This is a genomic window from Pseudarthrobacter arbutini (assembly GCF_054510915.1).
Map to the genome: position 1 here is coordinate 14,849 of NZ_JBTNDQ010000004.1, position 13,627 is coordinate 28,475.

Below are 13,627 nucleotides of genomic sequence, written 5' to 3' on the forward strand. Positions count from 1 at the left end.
CCGCCATGACCGACACCTTCCCGTTCTACCTGGACTGCGACACCGGAATCGACGACGCCCTAGCCCTGGCCTACCTGCTGGCCGCCCCCACCGCCGACGTGGTTGGCATCGGGACCGTCAGCGGCAACGTGAGCGCCGCCGTCGGCGCCCGCAACACCCTGGACCTCCTCCAGCTCGCCGGTCACGCGCACATCCCCGTCGCGCTCGGCGCCCACGATCCGCTCGCCGGCTCGTTCGGCGGCGGGGCGCCGTGGGTGCACGGGGAGAACGGGATCGGCGGGGTTTCCCTTACGACGGCGTCCGCCACGTTGGAGTCCGAGAGCGCGGCCGAGATGCTGGTCCGGCTCGCCCATGAGTATCCGGGAACGCTGCGGGTGCTCGCCATCGGCCCGCTGACCAACATCGCGGAGGCGCTGCGCCTGGACCCCGCGCTGCCCTCGCTCGTGGACGAAATCACCATCATGGGCGGGGCGGCCCTGGTCCCCGGGAACATTAGCCCGGTGGCGGAGGCCAACATCTTCAACGACCCCGAGGCCGCCGCCCTGGTGCTGGCCGCCGACTGGGACGTGACCCTGGTGCCGCTGGACGTCACAATGGCCAACGTCCTGGAGGAAAGCCACCGGCAGGAACTGCTCGCCGCGGACCACCCGGTCCCGCAGGCCCTCGGCGACATGCTGGGCTACTACTTCCGGTTCTATGAGGGCATCTTCGGCCAGCCCTGCTCCGCCATGCACGATCCGCTGGCGGCGGCGCTCGCGGTGGGCGGCATTAAGGCGACGGTGGCCCCGGTGGTGCATGCCGCCGTCGACACCTCTGCCGGGCCGGGCCGCGGGCAGACCGTCTGCGACATGCGCGGCTCCTACCTGGGCTACCCGGAGCAGCCCGGCGCCCGGTGCCGCGTGGTGCTCTCACTTGAACAGGACTTCGCACCGCACCTGGTGGAGACACTGCTTTCCTTCGCTGAAACTACGACGGCGGCACTCGCCGCCGCGGTTCCGTCACCTGCGTGATTAGGTAGGGCGATTTGCCGCGCCGAACTATCCAGCCGGTCCGGGTTGGTGCAAGATAACCCCATGAAAAAGACAGTTATCGCCGGTTTCGCAGCGCTCATGATGGGGCTCGGCACCATCACCTTCGCAGGCCCAGGCAACGCAGCGCCCGAGCCGTCGCACATCGCGGGGCAGATCATGGTCAAGTTCCGTGACGATGCGGCGGCAGCCGGGGTACTGCGCCGCCATGGCCTCAACGACGGCCCAGGGATTGGCAGCACGGGCGCCCACCTGATCGCAGTGCCGGCCGGTAAGGAACTCCAACTCATCGAGGCACTGAGCCGGAACCCGGCAGTTGAGTACGCCGAGCCGGACCACGTTGTTACTGCCGCTTCAACTGACGAGTATTTCCCCCGTCAGTACGCGCTGCAAAATACTGGTCAGTCTTTTAAGAACACGGCCAACACACTGACTGTCGCCGAAGGCACGGCGGACGCTGATGTCGACGCCGTCGAAGCGTGGACGGTAACGACCGGCAGCGGCATCAAGGTTGCTGTTCTCGATTCCGGTGTGGACAGCAAGCACGAAGACATTTCATCGAAAGTCGTGGACCGGGCCAATTTCAGCAGTTCTGCCACGCGCGGCAAGGACCCGGTGGCCGAGGACTATTACGGCCACGGCACGCATGTGGCAGGTATTGTTGCCGCTACCGCTAACAACACGTACGGCGTGGCCGGCGTATGCCCTGGCTGCACAATCCTGGCTGGCAAAGTGCTCAGCGACAACGGGATGGGATCCAGCTCAAGCCTTGCAAATGGTATCAACTGGGCGGTTAGCAAGAACGCCAAGGTGATCAACATGAGCCTCGCAGTGGGGGCGTCTATCACTCTCGAAACCGCTGTAAACAACGCTTGGAACGCTGGTGTGGTGCTTGTTGCAGCCGCAGGAAACGGCGGTAACGAGAATAAGTTCTACCCCGGCGCATACCCCAATGTCATTGCCGTCGGCGCCACCGACAACAACGACGCGAAAGCATCGTTCTCAACCTACGGAGCCAGCTGGGTGGACGTGGCAGCACCCGGTGTCAACGTTTACTCGACCTTCCCGAACCACAGGTTCGCTCTTGCGAGTCAGTACAACCGCTCTCGGGGGTACGACATCGGCAGCGGAACCTCGATGGCTTCGCCGATCGTCGCTGCAGTTGCCGGGCTGGCCTGGAGTTCCCACCCTGGTGCCACAAACGCCTCAGTCCGGGCAAACGTCGAATCAACCGCCGAGAAGATCACCGGCCAGGACTCCTACTGGGCATATGGCCGCGTGAACGCCGACAAGGCCGTCCGGTAGTTACTGTTCGGGGTCTGCAGTACTAGGACTGAAGGGACTGCATTACTGACAGGTGGCCGGCGCGGGCCGCGATGAGGCACTTGGCCAGGTAAAAGGGCCGGTTGCCGTATCTGACGTACTGGGTGAGGACCAGCACAGGGTCCGACGGCCGGAGGTCCAGCAGCTTCGCGCGACTGGGCCCCACCTGGCTCAGGCTGATCTGGCACTCGCCCGGACCGGACTGCCGGCCGAGCTGCTTGGTGAGCGTGGCAAGCAGGGTGGCGCCGCCGTCGTCCTCGATGTCCAAAGGTGCGGCGGGGCGGCTGCCGAGGCTGACGGGCTGGGCGGAGACGTTTTCCTGCAGGTGGGCGATGGCCTCGCCGTCACGAATCAGGACGGATTCCCACAGCCAGCAGTCGCTGCAGGGCTCCACGCCGACGCCGGGGGCGACGAACTCGGAAGCGGGCTGCCGCTCCCGGAGGACGCGTTTGATTTCGAGGTGCTGGCCGGGGCCGCCGAGGACTTCCTCGAACGGGCGGATCCGCTCGATTCCGATGCGGGGGAGGGTGTCGGCGACGAACCGGCCGACGCCGCGGCGGGCCCGGATGAGCCCGTCCTCTTCGAGCAGCATCAGCGCTTCGCGGACGACGGTGCGGCTGACCTTCATGTCCGCACCGAGCTCGGTTTCAGTGGGTAGCATGGAGCCGGGCGTCAGCAGGCTGTTGCGGATGGCCTCGGCTATCCGGGAGTACACCGCCACGCGGAGGGGTGAGCCGGGCTGGGCCTGCACCGGCTGGGACAGGAACCTTGCGGCGTCCTCGTGCACGTTATTCCTCGCTTAGTGGTCTGGGGATTCCCAGCCTACCGGTCCGACACGTTTGTTGGACAAGTGGCACCTGCTGCTGGGTTTTGCTCCGCTGCTCGACAACCCGCCGCAGGGTCTGGAAGTTCAGGCAGGCCTGGTTTCGATGCGGGTTCAACCGCCGTGGATTTCGTACCGGGCCTTACCGCCGTGCTTGGCCCGGTACATGGCCGAATCCGCCTGCCGCAGCAGCTCCGTCACGTCCGCAGTGTCCTCGGTCCGCCGCGCGACGCCCATACTCAGGGACACCCGCAAAAACCGGTCGCCGATCACGAACGGCTCGCTGAGCGCCTCATAGATCCGCTCGGCGACGAGCCCCGTTGCCGGAGTGCCGTCGTCGTTATCCAAAACCACGACGGCGAACTCGTCGCCGCCCAGCCGGGCCACCAGGTCGTGGCTGCGGACGCTTGCCCGCAGCCGCTCGGCCAGCTGGGCCAACAGCGCGTCGCCGCCTTCATGGCCCAAGGAATCGTTGACGTCCTTGAAATCGTCGATGTCGATGAACAGCAGGCCTTCGTGCCGGGTCCGGCGGTCGCTGCCCGGTTCGAACGACGCCAGTAGGCGCTCGGCCAGGGCCGCACGGTTGGCGAGCCCGGTGAGGTCATCGTGTGTGGCCCGGTACGTCAGGGCCTTGTGGCTGTCCTGGAGCGCGGCGGCCATCCCGTTGAACGCCACGGCGACATCGCCGAGTTCGTCACGCCGGGCCACGTCCAGGCGGTGGCTGTAGTCGCCGGATTGCAGCTTCAGGACGCCCCGGCGGAGGCTGTTGACGGGCCGCATCAGGTCCTTGGCCATCCGGCGGCGGAAGTACAGGGTGGCGCCGATGGCCACCACGAACAGCCCGAACCGGCCAACCGCCAGGAGCCCCTCGAGCTCGCGCGTGTCCACGAGCCCACTGTTCAGCGCCTGGAGGGACGACTGCTGGACCTCGGCCAGCTGCGTCCGGACGTTCGAGCTGGCCGCCGCGAAGGCAGGGGAGCCAGCCACGTTGTTGGCGGCGGGGTTCTGTGCAGGGTCGCCCCAGAGGCCTGCTTTCTCCAGGCCGGACTGCCAGTCCTGCTGCACAGCGGACAGGGCCTCCGGCCTGCCTTCGTCCACTGCTGGGACCGCGGCGGCTGCACGGAAGCGCTTTTCAATATCCTGCTGATCCAGGACAAACGCCTCCCGGTTCACGGGCGCCGCGGCCAGCAACTGGTGTCCCAGCTGCTCATGCGTCTCAAGGGCGGCGGCCAGCTCAGCGACGGTGCCGTACTCGGCCTGGAGCCGGCCGTTCGCAGCTTCCATCTCGTTTACCACGAACCGGACTCCCACGACGGTGACCGCCGCGCCGACGAACAGGGCCAGCAGCATCAGCGTGAATGCCCCGGACCATTCACGCTGCAGGCTAAAGGAGCGCGGCGAAGTGGGGGTCTTATGCATGGGCGTCCTCGGACCGGGGTGATGTTATGCCTAAATTACACGGCACTGCCTAGAATCGTGGTTCGACAGGCGCGGTTTCGACGTGCTCAACCACCGGGCGACAAGTATTTCCTGGCTGTTGCAACCTTCATGTAAAGCCGCAGGTTGTCGCCTCCGGTTGGGACAAATCCATGACGGGCATACCAGCCAACCAAGCCGGGATTGTCGGCATCAACCACGATGATCTGGCCACCACCGAGCTCCTCGGCAGCGAGGATAGTCTCCAGTGCCACGCGCAGAAGCTGCCAACCCCACTGGTTGGCCTTGTCGCCGCGCAGCGAACTGTCGAGTGCCAGCTTGGCCAAGAGCCAGCCGGGGGCATTGCGCAGTACTTTTCGCTGGAGCGGCTTCGGCGTGCCGTCGCGGACCACGAGCGTGGGGCAGATCGCGAAGTATCCGACGACGCGATCGTCCGTATCGGGCCTGCTCTCCAGAAGTAGATACACCATGCTCGCGCCGGCCTCCACGGCTTGTCCCGCGTGGTCTGTCAGCCACTCGTTGTAGGCGGCTTCACCACAGTCAAAGGCCCCCAGGTCATACCCGGAGGCCAGTTTCACAGTGCGGAAGGTCGGACCGTTCATGGACCGATGCGCCGCGGAAGCTGGGCGAGCCTGGCGAGTTCTGCGGATTCGTCCGGAACATTTAGTGATGCCATCATGGCGTCGAAGACCTCAGGTGCCATCAAAGTGACGTCCGAACGCGAGATGATTTTTTGTGCGGCCTGTCGGGCAGCCTCGGTTACAAACGCCGACTTGGAAACGCGCAGAAGTTCGGCAGCTTCCGTGATCAACTCATCCGTGCTCTCGTCCGTGCGTAGCTCCAAGCGCCGCGTTTTTGTGCTTGCCATTGTGTATACCTCCAAAAATCAATGTACGGCATTTGTACGGCCGTCGGTAGAGGTTCGACAGGCTCAACCACCCTCCAGCTACACCATCCCGACCATCATGGTGATCGACTGGCTTGTTGACCTGCCCAGAACCAGGGTCCCCGTCCGCACGTCGCTGATCTGGCTCGGGTTCCCCCTGCTCTATCTGGTCTACAGCCTGATCCGCGGTCGCATCGTCGACTGGTACCCTACCCATTCCTGGACCCCCGGGTCAGCGGCTACGGAACCGTCGTCGCCATGTCGCTGGCCATCGCGGCAGGGGCATTCCTGTTCGCTTTCGTGGCCGCGGTCTCCACGCGACTGCACATCGCCCCGACGCCGGCGGCAGTCACCCCTGGCGCGAGCGAGCGCCGCTGATCGAGCTCAGCGCCGGGTGATCGAGCCTGTCGAGATCCAGAAACACCGCGGTGGTTTTGACGGGCTCAAGCAGCGCGAGTCTTTCCACTGGCCAGACTTTACTAATCTATCGAGGCTTTATTTGAAACCAATAAAGTTAGATCGGGCTGTTCCGACGAAGGCATGAGCTCCGTGTTTCGTCAGGCTCAACCGACGGGTTTCGCCAGGCTAACTGGCGAGCTTCTTGTGGTGTTCCAGCAATAGGTGCACGGCTTCGCGAATCAGCTCGGACTGCGGCTTACCCAGTTCAGTCACCAGTTCCATAAAGGCGCGGTATTCGACATCGCCGATCCGCCCACGTACGGTGGCGGATTCGCCCCGTGTCGAGTCCCCGACGCGGGGCCGGCCACGGCGTATGGCATGCCTGATGGCATCATCGCCGCCGTACTCTCGCACCAAGAACTCGCGCCCAGATGCAGCGGCGTCGCTGCCAAATTGTACAGCAGCCGCCTCCAGGGGCGAGTCGCCGGTCAATCGATCGGCCAGTGCATCGTAGTCCGGTTTCCTCTGATCAGTCATGGCTGGTACTCCTCCCGCAATCGCTTGAATTTTGGACCGAGTGTCATTGCATGAAACACGACGGCTTCTTTCCCTGTGCCAGGAAAATCGTTCACGAGGATCTCTAATTCACGATCGGTCTGCTCATGAGCCGGTCCAATAAAGAGCAATATCCGGCCCTCTTGCGCCTCGCCCTTCAGTTCGGCCTCTAACGTGGCATTTAGGATGGCGTAGATCTGGTCAGCTCTCGGGATCCCGTGTCTGTCACTTGATCCCAGCCACTTCGGCGCCATGGGCTTATTCTAACATTTTGTAGCCGATAATCGTGGCCGAATTTTGTCGATGCCTAACGGCATGGATGCGCAGGCCCGGTTGCGGCAGGCTCAGCCACCGAGGCGGGCCAGCGCCCAGTCCCAGCGGATCAGCTCCTGCTCCAGCCTGACCGCCGTCCCGAAGGCGTCATTGCGCAGTCCCTTATAGAGCGCGGACTCGGCTGCAGTCAGCCGGCTCAACACAGCCTTCGACGGCGTCGGCTCACGGACCCAGGCATCGCGGTGGGCCAACAGCGTGGCCTCGTCCATCAGCACGCTCAACACATGAGGGTGGACCGCGCGGAGCTGGTCCAGAATCCGGAACCCGTGCGTGTCCAGATCGCCCCAGTACAGGACCTCACAGTCACGTAGCCACCCGGCGTCCCGTAACGACGTGAACCCATAACCGCCGCCATAAAGCGCCAGCGTGTCCGGGCGGTCGGGGAGGGCCAGGAAGTTGACCAGGTTCTCCGTGATCAGCACCTTTGTGACGGGCAGGCTCAAAGTGCTGAAGGCTTCAGCTGTCACGGTCAGATCACGGGCCCGGCCCAGCAGTGGCACGGCCGGATCCAGCAGGCGGAACCTGACCAGCTCCGGCGGATGCAGGAAGCCGTGGCCCGCGGCAAAGCGCGCTGCCGGCGTCCGGGCCGGCGTCAACCCCAATAGCGAACCGGGCTCAGCGGGAAAGTCCGGAAGAGAGTCCTCGTCTGGCTCAATCTCGGCGCGCACGGAATCAGCATGCAGCACCATGGCCAGCTCGCTGATCACCGCCCTGTGGTTCTCGATGAACTTGGTGTGCACACCGGGAAGGCTCAGCTGCCGCACATAGATGCCGGGCTCGGGATTGTCCTCCAGCCAAAGGGCCACCCGGGCCGCTGTCAGCGCGTCAGCCCCGAGTTCCAGCAGCTTGAGCGGCCGCTTCAGCGCCCACCCGCGGAACAAGGAGTGCAGAGAGGCCAGACTCCCGGCGAGCTCCACGAACCGGCCTGAGTCCTTTGCCTTACCTACAAATGCGACCTCGGCATCGGCGTTTGCAAAGACCGCCGCCGCCGGAAGCTGGTTGGCCCCCACCGTGGTGCGCCCCACCTCTGCGGTTTCCAGGCTGAACGGACCCACGGCGGCGAACAACTCAGCCGCCCACGCACTCGCCGCCGCGTAGTCACTCCGGAGCGTCGCCGCCGTCGGACGTTTCAACGGACGACGGCGGGGGTACTGTCCGCTGGGTTCCAGCACCTCGCGGAGCAACGCACCGCTGCCCCAGGCCTTCAGCGACTGCGCCCGCAGGTCAGCCAGTGTGGTCCAGCCCTGCGCCCGGCCCGCCTGCGCCCGGCCAGGAGCGGAAGCCGAAAGCCGGTCACCCGGCACGCCGGGCCCGCTCGTCCCGGTACTCCTGGATGGTCATGTTCCGCAGCTGCGAATCGTCGCCGTTGGTGTTGGCCACGAACCCCACATGGGAGACAAAGGGTTCGATCACGTGGATTTTCTGCAGGGGAGTGACAATCAGCAGCTGCAGCTTCATCCGCTGGAACAGCTCCAGCCCGTACCGGGCCGACTCGTCGGAGCCGCGGCCGAACGCCTCATCAATGACCACGAACCGGAAACTGCGGCCACTGCCGGCGTTTTTACCGGCACCCTTGCCGGACGCCAGCCCGAACTGGAACGCCAGTGCGGCGGCGAGGATGGTGTAGGCGAGCTTCTCCTTCTGCCCGCCGGACTTGCCGCCCGAGTCCGTGAAGTGTTCAAATTCCTCGCCGGTTTCGGTCCATTTTTCCGAGGCGGAGAACGTGAACCAGTTCCGGACGTCCGTGACCTTGGCGGTCCAGCGCTCGTCGATGGTGGTGTAGCCGTCCCGGCCCCGGAAGCGCTCGATCAGGCGCGCCACCTGCAGGTACTTCTGCTCGGAGTACTGGTCATCGTCGCCGATGGTCCCCTCCGAACAGGCCCGCAGGTCCAGGCCGAACTGCCGCACGTCGAGGTCGGTGCTGTTCTGGTGCTCCAGCTGGATGTGCCGGCCGGCGTTGTACTCAATCCCGGCCAGGGACAGGTTGATTTCGCCGATGCGGTTCACGATGTCCTGCCGGCGGCTGTCCAGGAACGCGTTGAACGCCACCACCTCATGGATGGTGTTCTGGTTCAGGGACTCCTTGAAGTGGGCCTCGAAGCGCGGGAGATCGTTGCTGACCAGCTGCTCCAGCAGCTTGCCGAACTCGCCGGCTGACTCCAGGGCGGCGTCAATCTCCGTGGTCTCGTTCGGGTACTTGTTCCGGAACTCGGCCATGAGCCGGACGGTCTTCTCGGCGGCCCGGGCGATCTGTTTGGACAGTGCGTCGATGGTGTCTGTCAGCCCTGACCTGACGGAGCTTTCGACGGTGCCGGTGTTTTTGTAGGTGAGTCCTTTGCCGGCGAGTTCCGCGGCGGCGAGCCTTGCGACGGCGGCCAGCACGCCGCCGTCGTCCGTCAACGGGGTCTCCCGCAAGACGTCGCGGCAGTCCTCGATCGCCTCCACGATGTCCTTGGCGGCGCCCTCGTTGGAGCCGATCCGCCGCTGGACATCATCGGCCCGCACCTGCAGGCGATCCAGCTTTCCGGTGAGCTCGGCTTCCTTCGCCGTCAGCTGGCGCAGCACATCGCTGGTGGACTCCAGCTGGGCCTTCTCCGCCTTGAGCTCCTCGATGCGGCGTGCGGTGAGCTGCCAGCTGAGCTCGGCGAAGTCCGACACCGCCCCGATGATGCCCAGCTGCTGGTTCTGCCGGCCGATGGCGCCCAGGGAATCGTTGACCCGGGACAGCTGGCCGGCCACGACGCTCAGCTGGCCCTGGACCTCGTCCTGCTCGGTACGGAAGCGGCTGATCTTGTCCAGGTTGTCCCAGCCCAGGACGTAGTTCCGGCGGTCCGAGAGCTCCTGCCGGTCATCCTTCTCGTGCCGGCCGCGGCCGCCCTTGAGCTGGCCGTTGGCGGTCAGCGCCTTGGAACGGCGGCGGAAGTCCTCCAGGGTGTCGCAGCAGAAATAGTCGAAGCGGCTGCTGAGCTCATCCAGCAGGAAATTGCGGAACGGCGTCCCCTGCTTGATGGCGATCTTCGTCGCCAGCGTGCCCGCCTCGGCCGGCTTCGGCGTGTACGATTCGCCGATCTTCAGGTACACCAGCCGGCCGCGGAGGTTGTTGCCGTCCACCCAGCCGCTCACCGCAGCGTAGTGCTCCGACGGCACCAACAGCGACAGTGCAAAGCCGCGCAGCGTGCGTTCGGCGGCGCCTTCCCACGCCGCTTCGCCGTCGCGGACGCGCAGCAGCTCACCGGCGTACGGCAGCTCTGATTCCTGGATGCCGGTACCGTCGCACAGCCGACGGCGGAGCTCCACCTGGGGGCGCGGCAGCAGGTTGGGACGCGCCTGCAGGCTGGTCAGCTCCGCGGCGATGTCGCTGGCGCGGCCGGTGAGTACCGTGCGTGTCATGGTCAGTTCGGTGCGGCTGTCCTGCACATCGTTGGCCGTAGCGGCGAGGTCCTTTTCGACGTCGGCGAGCCGGGCGCGGTTGGCGTCGAACTGGACGCGGTCCGCCGGGGCCTGAAGACCGAGCTCTGCCGCGGCTTCGGCGTACTTTTCGAAGCGCACCCGCTGCGCCCTGGACTCCTCGCCCAGCCGCGCGGCCTCCGCCTCGATGGCGGCCAGACGGCCGCCGCCGTTGCTCCTGATATCCTCCTTGACGGCGGCCAGGTCCAGGCGCAGCTGGGTGATTTCGGTGGCCAGCTTGCCGCTGTCCTCCTGCAGCCGCGCACCGGTGTTCCGCAGTTCCGCCTGGTGCTCGATGCTCAGCTGCAGCTTCCGGTCCGTGAACCACGGGTGCAGCTGGTCCCGCTGCTGGCGGGCGAATTCATCGTCCCGGCTCAGGGCGGCGTGTTGGGCCGCGCCCTCGGTGATGGGGGTGAGCAGGGCGATCTGGTCCTTGGCGCGCAGGACGGCGTCATGGGCTTTCTTGAGATCGTCGAAGTGGTGGATGAGGTTGCCGATCCGGGCCTCGACGTCGTCTTCCTCAAGCATGTTGGTGCGCACGAAGTTGGTGATGTTCTCCACCTGTTTCATGGACACCGTGCGGTGGAACAGCTCCATGGCCTGGTTTCCGCTGATGCCGAACTGCCGCTTGAACGCCGCCGCATAAGGCTCGAACGTTTCATGGAGGGACGCACCCGCGGCCCGGAGCTGCTTCTTCAGCTTCGCGGGGTCCTGGCCGAAGTTGGCGAAGTCCCCGGCGATGGACTGCTCGCCCTCCACCAGCGAGTAGAAGCGGTTGGGCTGGCCGGCCTCCTGGGTGGCCCAGAGGGTGATGGCCAGGGTGATGGATTTGCCCAGGACGGCGTTGTGGAAGACGCCCAGGACCACTGTGAGTTTGCCCGTCCCGCGCAGCGCCACGGGCTTGGAGTACTCGCCGCCGGCGCTCCGGGTGCTCTTGTGGAAACCCCGCACGTACGACATCAGGGTGCGTTCCTTCTTCTGCGCACCCGCGGCCTTGTTGTACTCGATCCTGTTGGCCGGTAGCAGCAGGGTGGTGATCGCATCCACCACTGTCGACTTCCCGGAGCCGATGTCGCCGGTCAGCAGGCTGTTCGAACCGTCCAACCGGAACGTCCGTACCTCCTGGTGAAAGGTGCCCCAGTTGAGCAGCTCCAGACGGTGCAGCCGGAAGCCCGGGGGAGTACCGGCGTCGTCCGCTTTTTCATCCAGGCTGAACAGCATCTCCTGCTCGTCTGTCCCGCCTTTAACTGCGGTGGCCGTCTCGGTGGTCATATGCGGTCCTCTTCCTTACTGCTGGCGCCTGTGAGCGAGGCGCGATAGTCAGCGAGCCGCGCCTCGAATTCCTCCAGCCACTGGGCATCCACGTAGGCCTTCAGGATCCGGGCCACCTCGTAGGTGCCCGTCTGGCCGCGCAGTTTCCGCAGGAAGCCCAGCTCCACCACCTTCTTGATGTTGGTGCTGAGCTGGTCCAGGATCCGCGCCTCGTTGCTGGATTCGGGCAGGAAAACGGCCACCATGTCCGCGATGTCCCGCTCGGTCATGATGAGGCGCAGTTCGCTGCTGTTGGTGTCGAATTCGAGCATCCGGCCGCGGAGCAGTGCCAGGAGAAGGCTGACGTTGAAGGTGAGCGGGCGGCGGGGGATCAGCCGCGGCAGTGTGCCGTCCGGATCCTCGCGGGATTTCAGGAACGCGTAGCCCTCGGACTCGTCCAGGATCAGGTCAAGGCCCAGGACGGCCACGTAGTCGCGGACATGGGAGGACAGGCCCAGCAGCGACTGCCAGATCTTCTCGTCCGTCTCGGCGTAGACCACGCCCTTGAAGAGCTTGGTGACGACGCCGGGAAGTTCCTCCGGCGTGTGTGTTTCAGCTGCGTCTGTGGTGGTCATGCCGGCCTCACGAAGATGATCTGTTCGACGGTGGCTTCCCGGATGCTGCCGTCCGGGAGCTGCCAGGACAATTGCTGTGACTCGTCCGGGTTGATGGAGGCCCAGTCCGATTCGGTGGCGAGCTGGTAGTAGGCCACGATCTCCGCCAGCCCCTGCGACAGAGGGTGCGCGGCCGCTACTTCGCCGAGGGTGGCCTGCTCGGCGCCGGCCAGGACGTCGTCGATATTGGACTTCAGCCGCTCCGTGTCCACATGGAACTGGCTGAAGAGGGCGCCGGCATCCACTTCTGCATCGTTTGCCGCCACCACGACGTCATCCACCATGATCCGCCGGCTCGGCTCATACAGCGGCCGTTCGAACGGAAGCGCGACCTCGACGGACTGAGCCGCGATCTCCATAAAGACGCCCGACGGCGGCACCTCCCGGGTGCCCAGGGCGCCGGATTCGATGCTCCGGACGAGCTGCATGATGCGCTTGTTTTCCAGGAACACCTTGTCGTCCAGGAGCCGGCGCATCTGCTGCGAGAGCTGCCGGACTGTGGCCTGGGTCTGCTCGACGGCGGGTAGCCAGTCCTGGTGCAGGTTGGTGACGGCGTGCAGGTTGTCGAGTTTGGCGAGGGCGTCGATCTGGGTGGCCCGCTGCAGCAGGTCCCGCAGTTCGGTGCGCAGCTGCGGCGACATCAGGTAGTCCCAGAAGCCCTGGAACGTTCGGCCCTGGAGGGAGCCGCTGATGTCCTGCTGGTTGGCGAAGATGGAGGCCAGCAGCTCGCCCTGGGTGCCGTCCCACGTGGCGATCTGTTCACGGACCTGCCGGTCAAGCTTCCGGAAGTTCTGCTCCACCTCGCGGAAATCGGAGAGCAGGTCCTTGGCCAGGGTGGTCAGCTGCTGGAAGTGGTCCAGGGCTTCCGGTGCCGTCATCACGCGGATGTTGCCGGCCTTGATCCGCTGCATCTCGGCGTCGATCCCGTCCCGCTGGCGCTGGAGCTCGGCCAGCCTTACCTCCGGATCGGTCTCGGACTGCTGGACCAGGGCCTTCAGGACGGCGAAGATGCTGGTCAGCCTGGACTGCGTGGCCACGAAGTCCCGCCCGCTCAGGCTCTCCACCCAGCGGACCACGTCCTCGGCGGCGGCCGTGAGATCGTAGCGCGGCTCGTCCTGGCCCGGGACGTAGTATTTCCGCAGCCAGGCCCGTTCCGGGGCCGCCCACTCGTCCAGGTACTCACCGGCCGGCCGAGGATACTTGTCCTCGCCGAAGACTTCACGGAGGCCGAACAGGACATCATCGAGGTGGTCAATGAGCTCCTGCCGGCCGATGTCCCGTTGGTTGGGTCCGGTGAAGGCCTTGATGAAGAAACTGACGGCCAGCGGGGCGTTCTGAGCGCGGAGCAGGGACCACCCTGCGTGGTTCTCACGCAGTGCGTTGATGGCGTAGAAATCCATGGCGTCCTCATGCAGGGTGCTGTTCTTCCTAAGCTACACGGGGACGGTGACAGTGATCGAACTTGTCGTCC

Annotated in this window: 12 protein-coding genes and 1 pseudogene; 3 read left to right on the plus strand and 10 right to left on the minus strand. The window is 65.3% G+C overall.

The features are described 5' to 3' along the window. Positions 1-5: 5 nt before the first annotated feature. Together ACX80V_RS05725 and ACX80V_RS05730 are read left to right on the plus strand one after the other, a co-directional pair. Positions 6-1,010, plus strand: coding sequence for a nucleoside hydrolase (locus ACX80V_RS05725; RefSeq protein ID WP_485842344.1), 1,005 nt, complete (start codon positions 6-8; stop codon positions 1,008-1,010). 63 nt (positions 1,011-1,073) lie between these two features. Further along, a complete protein-coding gene (locus tag ACX80V_RS05730; RefSeq protein ID WP_485842345.1) occupies positions 1,074-2,333 on the plus strand; it encodes a S8 family serine peptidase in 1,260 nt (419 codons plus the stop codon). A gap of 22 nt (positions 2,334-2,355) precedes the next feature. On the opposite strand, the gene ACX80V_RS05735 is transcribed toward ACX80V_RS05730, so the two are convergent. The 4 genes from ACX80V_RS05735 to ACX80V_RS05750 form a co-directional block, all read right to left on the minus strand. After that, positions 2,356-3,138, minus strand: a complete 783-nt coding sequence (locus ACX80V_RS05735; protein ID WP_485842346.1) for a GntR family transcriptional regulator — start codon at positions 3,136-3,138, stop codon at positions 2,356-2,358. A gap of 150 nt (positions 3,139-3,288) precedes the next feature. After that, positions 3,289-4,593: a diguanylate cyclase domain-containing protein gene (locus ACX80V_RS05740; protein ID WP_485842347.1), complete on the minus strand. Its 1,305-nt coding sequence runs from the start codon at positions 4,591-4,593 to the stop codon at positions 3,289-3,291. Positions 4,594-4,679: 86 nt separating this feature from the next. Beyond that, complete coding sequence (locus ACX80V_RS05745) at positions 4,680-5,213, minus strand: GNAT family N-acetyltransferase (RefSeq protein WP_485842348.1); 534 nt, start codon at positions 5,211-5,213, stop codon at positions 4,680-4,682. Continuing rightward, positions 5,210-5,479 (minus strand): type II toxin-antitoxin system TacA family antitoxin, encoded by a 270-nt coding sequence (locus tag ACX80V_RS05750; RefSeq protein ID WP_485842349.1) that lies wholly within the window; start codon positions 5,477-5,479, stop codon positions 5,210-5,212. The genes ACX80V_RS05745 and ACX80V_RS05750 overlap by 4 nt, the downstream gene beginning before the upstream one ends. On the opposite strand from ACX80V_RS05750, the pseudogene ACX80V_RS05755 reads away from it, so the two are divergent. After that, a pseudogene (locus ACX80V_RS05755) lies at positions 5,430-5,651 on the plus strand (hypothetical protein); the annotation flags it as partial. The gene ACX80V_RS05750 and the pseudogene ACX80V_RS05755 sit on opposite strands and share 50 nt — an antisense overlap. A gap of 431 nt (positions 5,652-6,082) precedes the next feature. On the opposite strand, the gene ACX80V_RS05760 reads toward ACX80V_RS05755, so the two are convergent. The 6 genes from ACX80V_RS05760 to ACX80V_RS05785 form a co-directional block, all read right to left on the minus strand. Beyond that, positions 6,083-6,433: a ribbon-helix-helix domain-containing protein gene (locus ACX80V_RS05760; protein WP_485842350.1), complete on the minus strand. Its 351-nt coding sequence runs from the start codon at positions 6,431-6,433 to the stop codon at positions 6,083-6,085. Continuing rightward, the gene (locus ACX80V_RS05765) at positions 6,430-6,705 is read right to left on the minus strand and encodes a hypothetical protein (RefSeq protein WP_485842351.1); all 276 of its coding nucleotides are present in this window, start codon (positions 6,703-6,705) and stop codon (positions 6,430-6,432) included. Before ACX80V_RS05765 ends, ACX80V_RS05760 begins: the two co-directional genes overlap by 4 nt. A 90-nt stretch (positions 6,706-6,795) precedes the next feature. Then, positions 6,796-8,088 carry a Wadjet anti-phage system protein JetD domain-containing protein gene (locus ACX80V_RS05770; RefSeq protein ID WP_485842352.1) on the minus strand — a complete coding sequence of 431 codons (1,293 nt, stop codon included), beginning with the start codon at positions 8,086-8,088 and terminating at the stop codon, positions 6,796-6,798. Beyond that, positions 8,078-11,503: an ATP-binding protein gene (locus tag ACX80V_RS05775; protein ID WP_485842353.1), complete on the minus strand. Its 3,426-nt coding sequence runs from the start codon at positions 11,501-11,503 to the stop codon at positions 8,078-8,080. The genes ACX80V_RS05770 and ACX80V_RS05775 overlap by 11 nt, the downstream gene beginning before the upstream one ends. Beyond that, positions 11,500-12,117 carry a DUF4194 domain-containing protein gene (locus ACX80V_RS05780; RefSeq protein ID WP_485842354.1) on the minus strand — a complete coding sequence of 206 codons (618 nt, stop codon included), beginning with the start codon at positions 12,115-12,117 and terminating at the stop codon, positions 11,500-11,502. Before ACX80V_RS05780 ends, ACX80V_RS05775 begins: the two co-directional genes overlap by 4 nt. Continuing rightward, positions 12,114-13,556, minus strand: coding sequence for a DUF3375 domain-containing protein (locus tag ACX80V_RS05785; protein ID WP_485842355.1), 1,443 nt, complete (start codon positions 13,554-13,556; stop codon positions 12,114-12,116). The genes ACX80V_RS05780 and ACX80V_RS05785 overlap by 4 nt, the downstream gene beginning before the upstream one ends. Between the last annotated feature and the right edge of the window lie 71 nt (positions 13,557-13,627).

Coding starts and splice junctions, on each gene's coding strand:
- ACX80V_RS05725 (WP_485842344.1), top strand. CDS start 6: ATGACCGACACCTTCCCGTTCTACCTGGACTGCGACACCGGAATCGAC.
- ACX80V_RS05730 (WP_485842345.1), top strand. CDS start 1,074: ATGAAAAAGACAGTTATCGCCGGTTTCGCAGCGCTCATGATGGGGCTC.
- ACX80V_RS05740 (WP_485842347.1), bottom strand. CDS start 4,593: ATGCATAAGACCCCCACTTCGCCGCGCTCCTTTAGCCTGCAGCGTGAA.
- ACX80V_RS05745 (WP_485842348.1), bottom strand. CDS start 5,213: ATGAACGGTCCGACCTTCCGCACTGTGAAACTGGCCTCCGGGTATGAC.
- ACX80V_RS05750 (WP_485842349.1), bottom strand. CDS start 5,479: ATGGCAAGCACAAAAACGCGGCGCTTGGAGCTACGCACGGACGAGAGC.
- ACX80V_RS05760 (WP_485842350.1), bottom strand. CDS start 6,433: ATGACTGATCAGAGGAAACCGGACTACGATGCACTGGCCGATCGATTG.
- ACX80V_RS05765 (WP_485842351.1), bottom strand. CDS start 6,705: ATGGCGCCGAAGTGGCTGGGATCAAGTGACAGACACGGGATCCCGAGA.
- ACX80V_RS05775 (WP_485842353.1), bottom strand. CDS start 11,503: ATGACCACCGAGACGGCCACCGCAGTTAAAGGCGGGACAGACGAGCAG.
- ACX80V_RS05780 (WP_485842354.1), bottom strand. CDS start 12,117: ATGACCACCACAGACGCAGCTGAAACACACACGCCGGAGGAACTTCCC.
- ACX80V_RS05785 (WP_485842355.1), bottom strand. CDS start 13,556: ATGGATTTCTACGCCATCAACGCACTGCGTGAGAACCACGCAGGGTGG.